The 16,362-nt window shown below is 68.1% G+C and carries 14 protein-coding genes; 6 read left to right on the top strand and 8 right to left on the bottom strand.

Annotated elements, in window-relative coordinates:
- The first annotated feature begins 77 nt into the window (after window positions 1-77).
- The 4 genes from ABD260_RS04135 to ABD260_RS04120 all read left to right on the top strand — a co-directional run bounded on the left by ABD260_RS04135 (window position 78) and on the right by ABD260_RS04120 (window position 3,342).
- Window positions 78-653 carry a DUF1707 SHOCT-like domain-containing protein gene (locus ABD260_RS04135; RefSeq protein WP_344231949.1) on the top strand — a complete coding sequence of 192 codons (576 nt, stop codon included), beginning with the start codon at window positions 78-80 and terminating at the stop codon, window positions 651-653.
- Between the two features lie 47 nt (window positions 654-700).
- Window positions 701-1,864, top strand: a complete 1,164-nt coding sequence (locus tag ABD260_RS04130; RefSeq protein WP_344231948.1) for an acyl-CoA dehydrogenase family protein — start codon at window positions 701-703, stop codon at window positions 1,862-1,864.
- 102 nt (window positions 1,865-1,966) lie between these two features.
- The gene (locus tag ABD260_RS04125; RefSeq protein WP_344231947.1) at window positions 1,967-2,269 is read left to right on the top strand and encodes a DUF6458 family protein; all 303 of its coding nucleotides are present in this window, start codon (window positions 1,967-1,969) and stop codon (window positions 2,267-2,269) included.
- Window positions 2,270-2,400: 131 nt separating this feature from the next.
- Window positions 2,401-3,342 carry a neutral zinc metallopeptidase gene (locus ABD260_RS04120; RefSeq protein WP_344231946.1) on the top strand — a complete coding sequence of 314 codons (942 nt, stop codon included), beginning with the start codon at window positions 2,401-2,403 and terminating at the stop codon, window positions 3,340-3,342.
- Window positions 3,343-3,384: 42 nt separating this feature from the next.
- Here the strand turns inward: ABD260_RS04120 and rny are convergent, their stop codons facing one another.
- The 3 genes from rny to ABD260_RS04105 form a co-directional block, all read right to left on the bottom strand.
- Window positions 3,385-5,094: a ribonuclease Y gene (gene rny, locus ABD260_RS04115; RefSeq protein WP_344231945.1), complete on the bottom strand. Its 1,710-nt coding sequence runs from the start codon at window positions 5,092-5,094 to the stop codon at window positions 3,385-3,387.
- Between the two features lie 565 nt (window positions 5,095-5,659).
- Window positions 5,660-6,127: an antitoxin gene (locus ABD260_RS04110; protein WP_344231944.1), complete on the bottom strand. Its 468-nt coding sequence runs from the start codon at window positions 6,125-6,127 to the stop codon at window positions 5,660-5,662.
- A gap of 144 nt (window positions 6,128-6,271) precedes the next feature.
- Window positions 6,272-8,512, bottom strand: coding sequence for an ATP-binding cassette domain-containing protein (locus ABD260_RS04105; RefSeq protein ID WP_344231943.1), 2,241 nt, complete (start codon window positions 8,510-8,512; stop codon window positions 6,272-6,274).
- A gap of 61 nt (window positions 8,513-8,573) precedes the next feature.
- Here ABD260_RS04105 and ABD260_RS04100 point away from each other — a divergent pair, with 61 nt between their 5' ends.
- On the top strand, window positions 8,574-9,527 hold the full coding sequence (locus ABD260_RS04100; protein WP_344231942.1) for a helix-turn-helix transcriptional regulator: 954 nt from the start codon (window positions 8,574-8,576) through the stop codon (window positions 9,525-9,527).
- On the opposite strand, the gene ABD260_RS04095 is transcribed toward ABD260_RS04100, so the two are convergent.
- From ABD260_RS04095 to recA, 3 genes are all read right to left on the bottom strand, one after another.
- Window positions 9,524-9,844: a hypothetical protein gene (locus tag ABD260_RS04095; protein ID WP_344231941.1), complete on the bottom strand. Its 321-nt coding sequence runs from the start codon at window positions 9,842-9,844 to the stop codon at window positions 9,524-9,526. The genes ABD260_RS04100 and ABD260_RS04095 overlap by 4 nt on opposite strands.
- A gap of 452 nt (window positions 9,845-10,296) precedes the next feature.
- Window positions 10,297-12,846 (bottom strand): regulatory protein RecX, encoded by a 2,550-nt coding sequence (locus ABD260_RS37515; RefSeq protein ID WP_425553277.1) that lies wholly within the window; start codon window positions 12,844-12,846, stop codon window positions 10,297-10,299.
- Window positions 12,833-13,909: a recombinase RecA gene (recA, locus tag ABD260_RS04085; RefSeq protein ID WP_184833585.1), complete on the bottom strand. Its 1,077-nt coding sequence runs from the start codon at window positions 13,907-13,909 to the stop codon at window positions 12,833-12,835. Before recA ends, ABD260_RS37515 begins: the two co-directional genes overlap by 14 nt.
- A gap of 250 nt (window positions 13,910-14,159) precedes the next feature.
- Between recA and ABD260_RS04080 the strand changes: the two genes are divergently transcribed.
- Window positions 14,160-14,951: a hypothetical protein gene (locus tag ABD260_RS04080; protein ID WP_344231939.1), complete on the top strand. Its 792-nt coding sequence runs from the start codon at window positions 14,160-14,162 to the stop codon at window positions 14,949-14,951.
- Between the two features lie 6 nt (window positions 14,952-14,957).
- On the opposite strand, the gene ABD260_RS04075 is transcribed toward ABD260_RS04080, so the two are convergent.
- Window positions 14,958-15,152: a DUF3046 domain-containing protein gene (locus ABD260_RS04075; protein ID WP_344231938.1), complete on the bottom strand. Its 195-nt coding sequence runs from the start codon at window positions 15,150-15,152 to the stop codon at window positions 14,958-14,960.
- Window positions 15,149-16,282 (bottom strand): LppM family (lipo)protein, encoded by a 1,134-nt coding sequence (locus ABD260_RS04070; protein ID WP_344231937.1) that lies wholly within the window; start codon window positions 16,280-16,282, stop codon window positions 15,149-15,151. The genes ABD260_RS04075 and ABD260_RS04070 overlap by 4 nt, the downstream gene beginning before the upstream one ends.
- Window positions 16,283-16,362: the final 80 nt, after the last annotated feature.

Genomic DNA, 16,362 nt, shown 5'->3' with positions numbered 1-16,362 from the left:
GGGCCCAGGGTATGGCCGGGGTTTCGCCGGAGGTCGTGTCGTTCTGATCGGACCGGTAGCGGCGCTACCGTTGGTGCATGAGTCTGGAGCAGCCGCCGCCCGGTCACCGGGCATCCGACAACGACCGTGAGCGTGCCGCCGCCGTGGTCCAGGAAGCACACACCGACGGGCGGCTGGACTTCCAGGAGCTTGACGAGCGGCTGACCCAGGTCTACTCCGCCAAGACCCAGCTCGAGCTGCGCAACGCCACCGCAGACCTGGTACCGGTCGCCCACGGCAGTGCCCAGGAGCTGACGCTCCGGGCCCGGCACAGTGCGCAGAAGCGCGAGGGCGCCTGGAACGTGCCGGAGCGGCTGACTGCGATCGCGGAGCACTCCTCCGTCAAGCTGGACTTCACCGACGCCCAAGTGCATTGGACCGAAGTACACGTCGACGCCCACGCCGTACACAGCTCGGTGGTGATGGTCATCCCGGAGGGCTGGATCGTCGACCTCGACCAGGTGGACGTGCACCACAGCAGCGCCAAGAACAAGGCCGGCCCGCCGCGGCCCGGCGCCGTACGTCTCCGGGTGACCGGCGAGGCCCGCCACGGCAGCGTGGTCGTCCGTCACCCGCGCAAGCGCCACTGGTGGTGGCCTTGGTACAGCAAGTGAGATCCGCTCCACAGCCCCTTCGGGTGCGGACCGGCTAGCGTGAGCGCATGAGTGCTTCGCTGGATCTCGTCGACGTCGACTCGTTGCTCACCGAGGAGGAGCTCGACGTACGAGCGGCCGCGCGCCGGTTCGCGGACGAGCGGTTGCGGCCTTCATTGCCGGAGTGGTTCGAGAGCGCGTCGATTCCGGCGCGCGAGCTGGCCAAGGAGCTCGGGGCGCTCGGCTTCCTGGGCATGCACCTGACCGGGTACGGATGCGCCGGCCTCGGCCCGGTCGCGTACGGGCTGGCCTGCTTGGAGATTGAGGCGGCCGACTCGGGCATGCGTTCGCTGGTGTCGGTGCAGGGCTCGCTGGCGATGTACGCGATCTGGAAGTACGGCAGCGACGAGCAGCAGACCGAATGGCTGCCCCGGATGTCCGCGGGCGAGGCCATCGGCTGCTTCGGCCTGACCGAACCCGACTTCGGCTCCAACCCGGCCGGGATGCGTACGAGCGCGCGCCGTGACGGTGACGACTGGGTGCTGAACGGCTCGAAGATGTGGATCACCAACGGTTCGGTCGCGGATGTCGCGGTGGTCTGGGCACGTACCGACGACGGCGTCCGCGGTTTCGTCGTGCCGACCTCGACACCCGGGTTCGCCGCGCCGGAGATCAAGCAGAAGATGTCGCTGCGCGCGTCGGTCACCTCCGAGCTCGTGCTCGAGGACGTACGGTTGCCGGCCGCCGCGATGCTGCCGGAAGCACGCGGCCTCTCCGGCCCGCTCGGCTGCCTGAACGAGGCCCGGTTCGGGATCATCTTCGGTGCGCTCGGCGCGGCGCGGGACTGCCTGGAAACCACGATCGCGTACGCCGGTGAGCGGATCGTCTTCGACAAGCCGCTGTCCGCGTACCAGCTCACCCAGGCGAAGCTCGCGGACATGTCGGTGGAGTTGAACAAGGGCATGCTGCTTGCCGTACACCTCGGCCGGTTGAAGGAGAAGGGCACGCTGCGGCCCGAGCAGGTGTCGGTCGGCAAGCTGAACAACGTCCGCGAGGCGATCGCGATCGCCCGCGAGTGCCGCACAGTGCTGGCCGCGAACGGCATCAGCGGCGAGTACCCGATCATGCGGCACGCCAACAACCTGGAGTCGGTGCTCACGTACGAAGGCACCTCCGAGGTCCACCAACTGGTCATCGGCCAGGCGCTGACCGGGCAGTCCGCCTTCCGCTGACGCATATCCGGACCCGCCGATGGGCACGGGGTGTAATGAACCCTTCCGCCCAGTAGCCGGCCGTTGAGCAACCTGGCCGCCCAGCAACCGGAGGGAGCAGTCATGCGGATCGGGGCCGGAATCACTGTCATCGTGATCGGCGCAATCCTCGCCTTCGCCGTCCGTGACCGGATCAGCGCGGTGAACCTGACCGCGCTCGGCATCATCATCATGCTCGGCGGCGCGGCCGGTATCTGGCTGTCGTACCGCCTGGCCAACACCCCTCGCCGCGGCGCGCCGGCGACCATCGACCCCGAGATCGAGCGCCAGTACCGGACGGCGCCCAAGGAGCGCGTCGCGGACGAGCCGATCGACGTCACGCCGCACCGCCCGCAGGAGCCCCGCCCGCACCACGGTCCGCGGTAGTAAGCGCTCCTCGCCGGCCGGACAGCCTCGGGGTCGGACACTCGTTGGCTCGGACGGTCTGGGGCTCGGACGGTCTGGGGCTCGGACGGTCTGGGGCTCGGACGGCCTTGGGTGCGGTTAGGCTGCCGGGCGTGAATGCGCGGGCAGTGGTTGTTGGGGTTGTTGGGTTTGTTGCGGTCCTGCTGGGCACGGCCGGGTGCGGCCTCGTCGGCAAGGCCGGTGGTCAGGCCGGTGGCGGGAGCGTCGACCGGCCACCTACTGTCACGTCCTCACCGTCACAGTCAGCGTCACCTTCTCCGGCGGTCACAACTCCCAGCCCTACCCGAACCACGCCGACAATCGACTCGACCGCGCAGGCGCTGGCGAAGCAGCAGCGGCTCCTCGCCCAGAATCCGCTCTACCGCGTCGGCCGGTTGCCGGCGTCGCGCTGCAAGGAGCCCGCGGTTCGCCCGACCTCGGTGGCGAACGTCCGCAAGTACTACACCGAGTTCCTCCGCTGCCTGGACAAGGCGTGGAAGCCGGTGGTCGAGAAGGCCGGATTCACCTTTCAGCCGGTTCGGCTCGAAGTGTTCACGGGCAAGACCCGCACGCTGTGTTCCGTACAGGACTCGGCCGCGTACTGCGGGCAGGGCACGATTTCGATGAGCGCCGACTTCGACATCAAGAACTACCGGAAGTCCGACAAGCTCTGGACGCGGGCGACGATGGCGCATTTGGCCGCGCACGAGTACGCGCATCACATCCAGAAGCTGACCGGGATCAGTGCTGCGTCCTCCATCCGTTCGAACTACTTGAACGGCGTGGACGCACCGCTGCAGGAGAGCCGGCGGCTGGAGCTGCAGGCGTCCTGCCTCAGCGGCGCCTACCTTGGCGCGGACCGCAGCTTCTTCCCCGTGAGTGGGGCGTGGCGGGAGCGGTGGCGCTGGGCCATCAGCCATCGCGGCGACGAGTGGGGTACGCAGCGCGACCACGGCTCCAGCAAGAACCACAGCCGCTGGACCCGCCGCGGCTTCGACGCCGCCGCCCCATCGGCCTGCAACACCTTCACGGCCTCCCCCGCAACCGTGTCCTGACTACGCTGCGAGCATCCGCCGAGGTTCGACCCAGTTAGCGGCTTACTTCGCGACCTCGGTGGCGCGGGATTCGCGGACGACGGTGACGCGGATCTGACCCGGGTACGTGAGCTCTTCCTCGACCTGTTTCGCGATGTCGCGGGCCATCACCTGCGCGGCGATGTCGTCGACAGCATCCGGCAGCACCATCACCCGGATCTCTCGGCCGGCCTGCATCGCGAACACCTTCTCCACCCCGTCGTGGTGCATCGCGATCTCCTCAAGCCGTTCGAGCCGCTGCACGTACGCCTCCAACGACTCGCGCCGCGCACCCGGACGGCCACCACTGACCGCATCCGCCGCCTGCGTCAGCACCGCCTCGACGGTACGCACCTCGACCTCGTTGTGATGCGCCTCGATGCAATGCACGACATCGTCGTTCTCACCGTACTTGCGGGCCAGCTCCGCCCCGACGATCGCGTGACTGCCCTCTGACTCGTGCGTCAGCGCCTTGCCGATGTCGTGCAGGAACGCACCGCGCTTGCACAGTTTCGGATCAAGTCCGAGCTCGGCCGCCATCATTCCGGCGATGTGCGCCGACTCGATCAAGTGCTTCAGTACGTTCTGGCCGTACGAGGTCCGGTAGCGCAGCAGGCCCATCGTACGCACCAGCTCCGGGTGCAGATCGGTGATGCCGACCTCCGCCATCGCGTCCTCGGCGGCGCGCTCGCACAGCTCGGCGACCTCACCCTTGCTGCGCTCGTAGATCTCCTCGATCCGGCTCGGGTGGATGCGCCCGTCGAGCACGAGTGAGTCCAGCGTCAGCCGCGCCGTCTCCCGCCGGACCGGGTCGAAGCAGGACAGCAGCACCGCTTCCGGGGTGTCGTCGATGATCAGGTTCACGCCGGTGGTCTGCTCGAACGACCGGATGTTGCGGCCCTCGCGGCCGATGATCCGGCCCTTCATGTCGTCACTGGGCAGGTGCACGACGGACACGACGGACTCGCTTGTCTGCTCCGACGCGAGCCGCTGCACCGCGCCGGTGATGATCTTGCGGGCCTTGATCTCGCCCTCGTCCTGCGCCTGCCGCTCGATGTCGCGGACGATCGTGTGCGCGTGCCGCTTGGCCTCCGCCTCGATCGCGGCGACCAGCTCGGCCTTCGCCTGCTCGGTGGTCAGGTTCGCGACGCCTTCGAGGATGCGGCGGCGCTCGTCCTCGAGGTCCTTGATCTCGCTCCGGCGCCGGTCCAGCTCGGCCAGCTGCGCGGTCAGGTCGAGCTGCCGCTCCTCGATCCCGCGGTGCTGCTCGTCGAGCCGCTCCTCGCGTTCGGTCAGCCGGTGCTCGCGGCGCTCCATCTCGAGCCGCTGCTCCCGCAGGTCGTCCCGGATCGACTGCGCCTCCGCTTCGGCTTCGCGGCGTACCTCGGAAGCGCGCTGCTCGGCATCCCGGCGTACTTCGGACGCTCGGTCCTCAGCGCCCCGGCGAATCTCCTCGGCCCGCTGCTCGGCGGCCTCGGCCCGGGCCCGTAGTACGGCAGCGTGCTCTTCCGCCTGCCGCGCCTGCTCCACCTGGCGAAGCTGCTCGGTCTGCCGCAATTGCTCCGCCTGGCGCAGCTGCTCCGCTTGGTGCAGCTGCTCGGCCTGGTGCTGGACTGCGTCCTGTGCGGCCGTCGTGCCGACAGCCTTGCGACGGGAGAGAGTCAGGCCGATCCAAGCCAGCAGTCCGGCGATCAGCAAGCCGATCAGGGCCAGGCCAACGGACATCTCTGTCATCGGCGTCCCCTCTCCATAGAGTCCCACGCGGGACTGTGACATCGGTCGAAGGGATTCACCACGTACGGGCGGAAGACGGTACGCCTCGGTAGATCTCGGTACGCGTACCGAGACTGTGGAAGTACTCCGCGGTGTGCGGCTGTGTTCTGCCGTACCCGCCGTGTGCTGTCCTTGCCGAGCACCGCCGGACAACGGGTGTCCGGGCCAGCACGCTCCGGTACAGCCTCGCCACCAGCACCATCTATCCGACGACACCGTATGGCGCCGTCGTACTGCCTTCAGCTCTTTTGAGCGTGGTTACACGTTCAGCCGACCGGTCTGATCACACCGACCGGCAGCACTTGGTCCATCCCTTTCTTGATCCCGAGGCTAGGCGCGGCCCCCCACCCGGTCAAGACGGACACTCACCCACACCAGCCCCGATCCCCGATAAGACCACCCAAACTCTGGTCCACTCCAGATCACAAGCCCGCACCCGGGTGCCGCCTCTTCCCACCTCGCGTAGAACAGCAGCCAGCCCGGCCCAGCTGTTACCAGCTGGTGCCGGGCAGTGGTCTTGCTGTTGCTACTGGCCGGTGGCTGTGCTGCCGGCCCCTGTCCCCTGCGCACTCGAGCCCGCCGAACTGTCCGGCTGAGCGGCCGGGTCAGGCGCGTCGCCGCCGACAACCGAACCGGTCGCGGGGGTTTCCTGACTCGCACCCTCCGCCGCGCTCTCCGCGCCGGAGCTCCCCGCCTGCTGTCCCGCCTCCGCGGGACCGTCGGACTGCGCGCTCTCCGCCGTCCCAGCGGTCGCGGAGTCGGAGGTGGTATCCCCAGGAGTGCCTTCGCCGGAGGTCTGCGCCGGCTCCCCGGTCTGCTTGTCCACGAAGCTGCCGACCTTCTGCTGGACCGCGTCGACCCTCTCCGCGTACTTCCCGCCGGTCTGCTTGTCGATCAGGTCGCCCGCCTTCTCGACGCCGGCCTTGATCTTGTCCGGGTTCTGCTTGACGACATTCCGGAGCCAGTTCTTCGCCTGTTCCTGGAAATCGTTCATGGCACCCTCCGCGGTGTGTCTGGGGCGGATCGACGGAAAAATTCCAGCCTACGGACCGGCCCAAATACCGGTCCTACCTGGGATAACACACCGTCACACCGCACCCGTCAACGCCCCTCGCCGCTCGGCACCCCCGAATCCATGTCACGCTCCGTGACGAAGAGCCCGGCTCGTCGGCGTATCCCGCTCCGTGTAGGCCGCCACGTACCCCTCGAAAAGCACCCGCCCACCGTGCCGGCCAGGCCCCGGACCGAGGTCGATCAGCCAGTCGGCCTGCCGTACGACCGCGAGATCATGCTCCACGACAACGACCGTGTGCCCGCGCTCTACCAGCCGATCGAGCACGCCGAGCAAAGTGCCCGTGTCATCCAGATGCAGCCCCGTCGTCGGCTCGTCCAGGACGTACGTCGTCGCACGCCCCGCCGCCCGCAACTCCTTCGCGATCTTGACCCGCTGACACTCACCACCTGACAACGTGTTCAGCGACTGCCCCAGCCGCAGGTACCCGAGCCCGACCGCCGCGAGCTGCCGCAGCCCACGATCGATGCTCGCGTCCGGAAGCTCCCCGATCGCCTCTTCGATCGTCAACGCGTCGACGTCCGCGATCGAGTGCCCGTTCACCGTGTACGCGAGAACCTCCGGCGTGAACCGCTGCCCGTGACAAACCTCGCAAACAATCTCCTGCCCCTCCATGAATGCCAAGTCGGTGTAGATGATCCCGAGCCCCTTGCACTCCGGGCAGGCGCCGGCCGAGTTCGCGCTGAACAGCCGCGCGTCCACATTGTTGCTCCGGGCAAACAGATTGCGAATCGCGGGCGCGATCCCGGTGTACGTGATCGGCGTCGACCTTCGACTCACACTCACCGGCTTCTGATCGATCACGGTCGCCTCGTGCTGCGCGACCAGTTCCTGCGCGAGGCTCGACTTTCCCGATCCCGCGACTCCCGTCAGTACGGTCAGTACGCCGGTGGGCACCTCCACCGTCAGCCGCTGAAGATTGTTGCGATCGGCCCCCTTGATCGTCAGCGAACCGGTCGGCGGACGCGGCGTACGTTTGATCGGCCGCTGCTCCGTCAGCGCAGTCGCCGTCGGCGTACCGGCCCGCGCCAACTCGCCGTACGTGCCTTGAAACACCAGCCGGCCACCGTCCGCGCCGGCGCCCGGACCGATCTCGATGATCTGGTCGGCGTGCCGCATCACCGCTGGATCATGTTCGACGACGAGCACGCTGTTTCCGTTGTCACGCAGCCGTTCGAGCAACTCGATCATCGACTCGACGTCGGTCGGATGCAGTCCGACGGTCGGCTCGTCGACCACGTACGTCATCTCGGTCAGGCTCGACCCGAGGTGCTTCACGCTCTTGATCCGCTGCGACTCGCCGCCGGACAACGTGGTCGTCGCCCGGCCGAGGTGCAAGTACCCGAGGCCGATCGTGACCATCGCGTCCAGCCGCGCCGTCAACGCGGTCACCGCGGGCGCTACGGCCGGCGCGTCGATCGTCCGGACGAACTCCAGCAACTCGGTGAGTTCGAGCCGCGCCAACTCGCCGATCGTGCGGCCCGCGACCGTCACCGTCCGCGCGGCCTTGGTCAGCCGGTCCCCCGCGCATTCGGGGCACGTCGACGCGCGGGTGAATTTCCGGATCGTCTGCTGTTTTCTCTCGGACAAGTTGTCCGAAGTGTGCAAGTAGATCCGTTCGAAGCGCTCGACGATGCCTTCATAATCCTTGGGGAGGTTCCATCCGAGCGCGGCGACGGCCTCCCCGCCGTACAAGAGGGCTTCTCGCTCGTTGTCCGGCCAGTCGCGGATGGGTCTGCGTACGTCGAAGGTGCCGAGGTTCGCGTACTGCCGGTACCAGTACGCCCCGTTTCCGAAGCCCGGCAGGCGCACGGCACCGTCGGCGAGCGACTTGTCCGGATCGAGAAACCGGTCGACCGCGCTCACCACGACCTCGCCCAGCCCCGAGCAGACCGGGCACATCCCGGCCGGATCGTTGAAGGAGAAGTGTGTCGATTCGCCGACGTACGGTTCGCTCAGCCGGGAGAACAGCAGCCGCAGGTACGTCCACGCGTCGGTGACCGTCCCGACCGTCGACCGCGCGTTGCCGCCGATCCGGCGCTGGTCGATCACGATCACCGGGGTGATCCCGTCGATATGCTCGACGTCGGGCCGCGACCATTTCGGCAACCGGTTGCGCGCGAACGGCGGGAACGTCTCGTTCAACTGGTACCCCGCCTCCGCCGCGATCGTGTCGAACACCAGCGACGACTTCCCCGACCCGGACCGGCCGACGAACACGACCAGCTGATTCCGCGGTACGGCAAGGTCGAGCCCGGCCAGATTGTTGGTCCGCGCGCCACGCACAGTGATGCTCCGATTGGTCATCACCCGACCGTACGCAGAGATGTGGCCGGATCTTGACCGCATTTCTTGGCATCATGGACGGATGGCAGATGTGACCGCGCGGATGCTGGCACTGCTGTCTGCCCTGCAGACCGGCCGGTCGTTCAGCAGCGACGAACTCACGCGCCGCCTCGACGTCAGCGCCCGTACGCTCCGCCGCGACGTCGACCGCCTCCGCGGCTACGGCTACCCGGTCGAGACCCAGCCCGGCCCAGGCGGGTACTACCGGTTGACCGCCGGCCGCACGATGCCGCCGCTCGTACTGGACGACGACGAGGCGGTCGCGACTTTGCTCGCGCTGGCCTCCCTCGCCTCGGTCGGCGCCGCGTCCGGCGACGGGATCGACGACGCGGCGCTGCGCGCGTACGGCAAACTCGACCAATTCCTGCCCAGTCACCTCCGCGGCCGGGCCGTTTCACTCCGATCGAGCCTGGAAACCAGCCGCCAGCCCGCGCCCCGCGTCACCGCCGACCAACTCGGCCTGCTCGCCGACGCGATCGCCCAGTCCGAGACCATCTCCTTCGCGTACGAGAACGCCCGCGGCGACCGCACGATCCGCCACATCGAACCGTACCGACAGATCCAGCACCTGCTCCGCTGGTACCTGCTCGGCTTCGATCTCGATCGCGACGATTGGCGGATCTTCCGGGTCGACCGCATCCGCGACGAGCGCCGTACGTACACGTCCTACACACCGCGCCCACTACCTGCCGAATCAGCCACCGCGTACCTGCGCCAGGGCCTGAACAAGGCCAAACAGACCATCATCCTGATGATCGAGGCACCGATCGGCACCGTCCTCGACACCCTGAAGTACCTGGACGCCGAGTTCGAATCCGTCACGCCCACTCGCACCCGCGTCACCCTCGCCCTGGACACCTGGCAATGGCTCCTCCAAAGCCTCGCCTTCATCGACGCCGACTTCAAACTCTTGGAGGCGCCGCCAACCTTCCGCGCCGCCTACCGAACCTTCGCCACCCGCCTCCAGAACGCCTAGCGCTTCGCCAGGTACTCCTTCGCGACATCCGCCGGCGCATGCACCAACCACGCATCAACCAACGCTTCGGTCAACGCACTCTCGGAGGCTCTCCCCAACTCCACCAGCACCGCCGAAAACCCCTCAAAGTGCGGAATCGTGAAGAATCCATCGCCCACCCGAGCAGCCAGCACCGATTCCTTGTCCGCCAAATCCTCCACCACCAAGGCCAAGATCTCCCCCGCCGGCGGCACCTCGTCCCCGAACCGCCTCAAATCCGCCTTGCTGAACGGCCGCTCCCACGCATAGGCCTTACCGCCGACCTTCCAGGTCCGCATCCCATACCGAACCCCCTCCTCAGTCCCCGGCAACCCCGCCACAACCCGCTCAACAACCCCCAGATCCGCCATACCCGTCAACGTACCCCCACCGCCGTACTCACCGCGCGCGTAACCACAGCTGCCTGCACCATCGGTACCGAACGACGGGTAGTCAATGGGCAGCCCGACCGAATGCTGAGCGTGCAACACCCGCGTCCGGCGCGCGCTGACCGGACCACCACTCGTTCTTCGGTACCGTCCCGGCGACCACGGAATGGCTTCGACACGCAGCAGCCAGCCACCTACTCGGCCGCACCAGAGCACCGAGCACCACATGCCTGATCGACGACGACATGTACCCGCCGATGGAGCTGGGCGGCTGGCTACTCACCCAGTCGCTGCTGGCGTGTTGCAGCCTCGCGCGAGCGACCTCAAACAACCCGTGTTCCAGCGGCGCGAACCCGACCGACCTACTCCGGCTCCAACCCCGACGAACCGAGCAGCGGAAACTCCTCGTACCCGGCGTCGAGCTCTTCTTTGATGATGCTCATCGCCATCCCACCCGGGTACCCCTTGCGCGCCAGCATCCCCAGCAACCGCCGCATCGCGACCTGCCGATCGAGTGAACGCATGGACCGCAACTTCCGCCGTACCAGCGCCCGGGCCGTGTCCTCTTCCTGCTCAGGATCGAGCTCCTCCAACGCGTCCCGCGCGAGCTGATCATCAACCCCACGCCGCCGAAGCTCCTGCGCCAGCGCCCGCTTCCCCAACCCACGCCCGCGATGCCGCGACTCCACCCACGCATTCGCGAACGCCGCATCATCAATCAACCCGACCTCGGTAAACCGATCCAGTACCTGATCGGCCACCTCATCCGGAATCTCCCGCTCAGCCAGCACCCCCGCCAACTCAGCCCGCGTACGCGGCTGCCCCGTCAACTTATCCAGCAAAACAGTCCGAGCCACCGCATACGGATCAGAGTCCCCATCCGCCCCCGGTTCCTCAACCCCTTCGGCCCCATCCACCCCCCGCCGCTTCCCACGCCGCCCACCAAACCCTCTTCCCCCAACACCCCGCCTCTTCCCCCCACCAGCCCCGACAACCCCACCCCCAGCACCGCCGGCCCCGGTCCCGCCCCCAGCACCGCGACCGGCCCGGACACCGCGGCCAGCCCCAGCGCCACCCTCAGCTCCATCACCAACCCGAGCCGGCTCATCAGAACCCCCGGGCGCGCGCCGACCACGCCCACCCCGACCGACACCCGCTACAGGCGCATCCACCCCAGAACCACCACTGCCCAACTGCCCATCATCCAGCTCAAGGTCCCCACCGGCCAGCAACTCATCCACCCCGGCGCCACCCCACACCCGCGCGTCCGCCCCGGACTCACCCACCGACCGGGCCGCCGCCAAGGTCGACCCGGCCCCAGACGACGGGTCGTTCGCGTCGGATGTGCTGTCGGCGAGCAGGTCATCCGCCGGGAACTCCGCCGCACCGGCACGCCGACCAGACGCCGTACGCCGCGACCGCACGCCACTCGACCGCTCGTCTTCGCCCCAAACCGAACCCTCTGACAAGCCCCGACCCGCCACGGAATCCTCAGTCGAGGACTTACCCACCACGGACTCTTCAGACGAACGCTCACCCGCAACGGAGCGATCCGACGACCGCTCACTCGTACCGGAGCGATCCGACGACTGCTTACGCGTGCCGGAGCGATCCGATGACTGCTTACGTGTGCCGGAACGATCCGATGACTGCTTACGTGTGCCGGAACGATCCGACGACGGCTCACTCGTGGCGAGGCGGTCGGACGAAGGTCGGCCCGCGACAGGCCGCTCTGACGAGGTCGTGCTTGCGACCGCACGACCCGCCAGCGGCGTGCTCGTCACGGAGCGATCGGCCGAGAGCTCACCCGCGACGGAATGATCCGACAACGGTCGGCTCGTTGTGGAGTGATCGGACGAAGGTTGGCTCGTCGCGGAGTGATCGGATGAAGGCTGGTTCGTGCCGTCGCGTGCCGACGAAGGTTGGCTTGTGGCGGGACGGTCCGACGGAGGAGGTTGGTTCGCCGGGAGGTGGTCGGCGGAGGACGAGCCGGGGGTTGGGAGGTCGTCGGCGAAGGCGCGGGCTTCGGCGAGGCGGTTGGTGGCGTTTCGTTTGTGGACTTGAGCGGTGCCGTCGTCCAGGTCACCCCAAGGATCTGCCTGCACACCACCCGAACCGCGCGAAGAGCGCCCCCGCCGTACGGATTGCTCCCCCGGTTGACGCACCGCGTGAGCGTCACCCGGAGCATCGTCAGCTCGCGATTCCTCAGCCGGCGTACGAGTACGTGCGGAACCGGAGCCGGTGGATGCCCTACCTCCCGTGGAGCCAGGCCCAGACGAGCCGTCTGGACTTGCCGTCGAGGTGGCCTCTTCCGGCTCATCCCACGGATCGAAAGTGCCGGCTGTTCTCCTGATAGAACCTGCCCGCCGGCGTACGCGACCCGCCTCCGGCTGATCGTCAGCGAACTCATCGTCGAGATCACCCCACGGATCAGCTCCCCGCGCAGCCGCACCCCGCCCCGCCCTGGAGCTTCGCCGGCTACGACCACGCTCACTCGAAGGACCCTCGTCACCGGAGACATCCCCGCCAGCCGAAACGTCCTCCGCGGCGCGCTGTTCGTCGGCTATCGGCGCAGCAACCCCGGCACCGTACGCGGACCGGTCCCGAGGCGAACGCCGCCCCGAACCACCGGACGACTTGCCGCGGTTCGCCGCGCTAACGCCGCCGTCGCCGGAGGGTTCGTCGCGGTCAGGGGTGTTGTTACGACCGCGACGGGAAGACCCGGCACCCGATGCTCGGGTGGTGGCTGGTTTGGGAGTGTTCTCGGAGGGTGGGCCTTGGGCCAGGAGTTTGCGGGCCAGGGCCAGGCGTTCTTCGTGGGGTAAAGACAGCGCCGCGGGGGCAGCGTCGTCGGCACCTTGAGAGGGCCGGGGGACGCTGCCACTCGCGGGGGGTCGATCAGAAGTCGACATCGACCTCGGCCGTGGCGTCAGCCGGGGCGTCCAGGGTCGGGCCGATGCCCATCTTCTCCTTGATCTTCTTCTCCAGCTCGTTCGCCAGGTCGGGGTTGTCGCGGAGGAAGTTCCGCGCGTTCTCCCGGCCCTGGCCGAGCTGGTCGCTCTCGTACGTGAACCAGGCGCCGGCCTTGCGGACGAAGCCCTGATCCACGCCGAGGTCCAGCAGGCTGCCCTCGCGGCTGATGCCCTGGCCGTAGATGATGTCGAACTCGGCCTGCTTGAACGGCGGGGCCACCTTGTTCTTCACGACCTTGACGCGGGTCCGGTTACCGACCACGTCGGTACCGTCCTTCAGCGACTCGATCCGGCGCACGTCCAGCCGCACCGACGCGTAGAACTTCAGCGCCTTACCACCGGTCGTGGTCTCCGGGGAGCCGAACATCACGCCGATCTTCTCGCGCAGCTGGTTGATGAAGATCGCGGTCGTGTTCGTCCCGCTGACCGCACCGGTCATCTTCCGCAGTGCCTGGCTCATCAGCCGGGCCTGCAGACCGACGTGGCTGTCGCCCATCTCGCCCTCGATCTCGGCCCGCGGCACCAGCGCGGCCACCGAGTCGATCACGACGATGTCGATCGCGCCGGAGCGGACCAGCATGTCGGCGATCTCCAGCGCCTGCTCACCGGAATCGGGCTGCGAGACCAGCAGCGCGTCGGTGTCGACGCCCAGCTTCCGCGCGTACTCCGGGTCGAGGGCGTGCTCGGCGTCGATGAACGCCGCGATGCCGCCGGCCCGCTGGGCGTTCGCCACCGCGTGCAGGGCGACCGTCGTCTTACCGGAGGATTCCGGGCCGTAGATCTCCACCACGCGACCGCGCGGCAGACCACCGATCCCGAGCGCGATGTCGAGCGCGATCGACCCGGTCGGGATGACCTCGATCGGCGGCCGGTTCTGCTCCCCGAGGCGCATCACCGAACCCTTGCCGCACTGCCGCTCGATCTGCGTCAGCGCGGTCGCAAGCGCCTTCTCGCGATCGGCCGCCGCGCGCTCCGCACTCGCCGCACTCGCTGCACCCGCCATGTGACTGCCACCTGACCCATCTGATAATCCGGGGCCGCCCACCGGCCGCCCGAAGGAAGTTCGTTGTCGCCAGAGAAGGTATTCGTTGCCGCCGACAGTTTTCGCCGCCACTTCGAATCTGTGGACAAACCGGCCGCCACGACCACCTTCCGGAGACCAAAGTATCCCGAACACGTGTTCGAATCACAACTGACACGCCGAAGCCTGTTCCGGCAACCAGCCTGGCCCGGGGATTCCTTACTCTTGCGGCGTGACAGACCGTCCCGACGTCCCCGATTCCGCCGTGGTACTGGCGCTCAGCCGGGTCGAATTCGGCATCGACACCGTACTCGACGCGCTCCGTACCCAGGACCCGTTCGGGGCGCGCAGCGTGCTCACCGAGTACTCCGCCCAGGAGCAGCCGAATCTGGCCGAGAAGGGCCTCATCCTGGCGATCGACCGGTTGCTGCGGATGAAGGTGCCAGGCCACGCGGAGTGGCCGACACTGCCCCTCGCCGAGCGCTGTGACTGGTGGGTGGCCCGGCTCGGCGGGTTCGCCGCGGTCGTCGCGGCCCTCCCCCGGATCAGCGGGGCGGCCGCCGACCGGCTTCCGATCAAGGACACCCTCGGCGCGGCGGTCCAGGCGATGGTGATCGGCGCGGTCTGCCGCGAGTACGGCGTCGAGGCGCACGCCGACCGGACGGCGATCATCGCTCGCGTCCTGACCGATCGCCCGATCACTCCGGACGACGTACTCAAGTACGACGACCCGACGCTCGCCGGCCAGGACGTGGCGAAGCAGCTCGGTCTCGGCAATGCGGACGAGGAGACCGGCCTGCGTCACGGCATCCGGCTGGTCTGGCGGATCAGCAAGCTGTTCGGCGGGCTGACCGAGGTGTTCGAGGAGCGGCCACGCGGCAGTCTCGGTGCTCGGTTCATCGGCAAGCTACCTGGTGTCGGCGTGGTCGGCGGATTCTTCGACGAGCGCAAAGGCATCCGGAAGGCGGCGTACGCGGCGGCTGACCTGCTCACGAACGGCGCGTTCCGGATCAAACCGCTCTGACGACGGTCAGCGCTCGCTGGCTGGGAGATTGAGGTGCGCCCAGACGGCACGCCAAACCACCTTGGCGGCCTCACCGTCGGCCAGAGCCTCGACGACCGTCCGGCCGTCGAGTCCCTTGACCACCTGGGTCTCCGCCCAGGTCCGTGCATACGCGGGCCCGAGATGCTGATCCATCCGGGCCCAGAATTCCGTCAGTCTCATGCCTGCCCGTCATCGTCCTTCGGCGGCGGTCCCCAACCGCCCTGCTGACCCTGCTGGGGCGCCGACGGACCACCTTGCTGCTGGCCCCAACCACCCTGCTGCGGCGGCTGCTGACCGTAAGGCGAACCCGGAGGCTGCTGCCCTTGCCCGGGCTGACCCCAGCCACCAGAACCCTGCTGAGGCGGCTGCTGGCCCTGCTGCGGTCCCCACTGCCCCTGCCCTGGCTGAGGCTGCCCAGGGTACTGCCCCTGACCAGACTGCCCCGGCTGCCCGGAGTACGGCGGCTGACCCTGCTGACCCGGGTACTGCCCCGGCTGACCACCGTACTGCCCAGGCTGACCCGGGTACTGACCTTGGCCGGGCTGACCGTACTGCTGTCCAGGCGGCCCATACCCCTGCTGCCCCTGGTACTGCCCCGGTCCGCCGTACTGCCCAGGCTGACCCGGCTGACCCGGCTGACCCGGATACTGCCCCGGGAACTGCTGCCCGTAGCCCTGCTTGGACTTGCGACCGCGCAGGATGAAGAACACGACCCCGCCGATGATCAGCAGCACGAGCACGACGATGAGAATGATCGCCCAGGTCGGGAACCCACCGCCCGCCTCCGAGGTCAGCGAGATCTTCCCGACCTTGTCGAGGCTGTCGTAGGTCGCCGTCCGCCCACTGACCTTCGCGCCGTCGTCGTGCTCCAGGATCTTGCCCGGCATGGTGATCTTGAAGTTCACCTGCGGCTGGCTGCCGGACGGTACGTTCAGGTTGCCGGCCTTGACCGTCACCTTCACCTTGTCGCCGTCCTTGCGGAACCCGACGCCGTCGCCGCTCGAGCTGCCCATCTTGTCGAACGGGACGCTCTCGAAGGTGCAGTTCGACCCGACGTACTGCCCGTCCTCGAAGGCTTTGCAGCTCACCCCGTCGGTGGTCGTCTGCTTGATCCCGCTCTCGATCTGCTGGCGGACCTTGTCGAGCGACTGGCCGCTGGACTGCAGCAGCTGCTTGTCGACGCCGATCTTCATGGTGCCGGAGACGGTTTCGTTCGATCCGACCTTGAGGTCACCGTCGAGTTTGACGCAGCCGGTCAGGCCGACCAGGCAGGCAACGACGACGACCGCTGCACGTACGCGGTTCATCATGCGGCCGATCATTCCAGACGCGGGGGACACTTCGCGCAGCGGACGGAAAGCGCCTGTTCACGGTCGGCGACACCGGGCCC

It is taken from the genome of Kribbella hippodromi, from assembly GCF_039531045.1.
GTDB classification, from domain to species: domain Bacteria; phylum Actinomycetota; class Actinomycetes; order Propionibacteriales; family Kribbellaceae; genus Kribbella; species Kribbella hippodromi.
Note: the sequence above shows the minus strand (reverse complement) of the source record. Positions and strands in the feature narration are given on the sequence as shown.

What these genes read in the sequence shown, in the direction of transcription:
- ABD260_RS04135 (WP_344231949.1), top strand. Translation starts at nt 78, where the DNA reads ATGAGTCTGGAGCAGCCGCCGCCCGGTCACCGGGCATCCGACAACGAC.
- ABD260_RS04130 (WP_344231948.1), top strand. Translation starts at nt 701, where the DNA reads ATGAGTGCTTCGCTGGATCTCGTCGACGTCGACTCGTTGCTCACCGAG.
- ABD260_RS04125 (WP_344231947.1), top strand. Translation starts at nt 1,967, where the DNA reads ATGCGGATCGGGGCCGGAATCACTGTCATCGTGATCGGCGCAATCCTC.
- rny (WP_344231945.1), bottom strand. Translation starts at nt 5,094, where the DNA reads ATGACAGAGATGTCCGTTGGCCTGGCCCTGATCGGCTTGCTGATCGCC.
- ABD260_RS04110 (WP_344231944.1), bottom strand. Translation starts at nt 6,127, where the DNA reads ATGAACGATTTCCAGGAACAGGCGAAGAACTGGCTCCGGAATGTCGTC.
- ABD260_RS04105 (WP_344231943.1), bottom strand. Translation starts at nt 8,512, where the DNA reads ATGACCAATCGGAGCATCACTGTGCGTGGCGCGCGGACCAACAATCTG.
- ABD260_RS04100 (WP_344231942.1), top strand. Translation starts at nt 8,574, where the DNA reads ATGGCAGATGTGACCGCGCGGATGCTGGCACTGCTGTCTGCCCTGCAG.
- ABD260_RS04095 (WP_344231941.1), bottom strand. Translation starts at nt 9,844, where the DNA reads ATGCGGACCTGGAAGGTCGGCGGTAAGGCCTATGCGTGGGAGCGGCCG.
- ABD260_RS37515 (WP_425553277.1), bottom strand. Translation starts at nt 12,846, where the DNA reads ATGTCGACTTCTGATCGACCCCCCGCGAGTGGCAGCGTCCCCCGGCCC.
- recA (WP_184833585.1), bottom strand. Translation starts at nt 13,909, where the DNA reads ATGGCGGGTGCAGCGAGTGCGGCGAGTGCGGAGCGCGCGGCGGCCGAT.
- ABD260_RS04075 (WP_344231938.1), bottom strand. Translation starts at nt 15,152, where the DNA reads ATGAGACTGACGGAATTCTGGGCCCGGATGGATCAGCATCTCGGGCCC.
- ABD260_RS04070 (WP_344231937.1), bottom strand. Translation starts at nt 16,282, where the DNA reads ATGATGAACCGCGTACGTGCAGCGGTCGTCGTCGTTGCCTGCCTGGTC.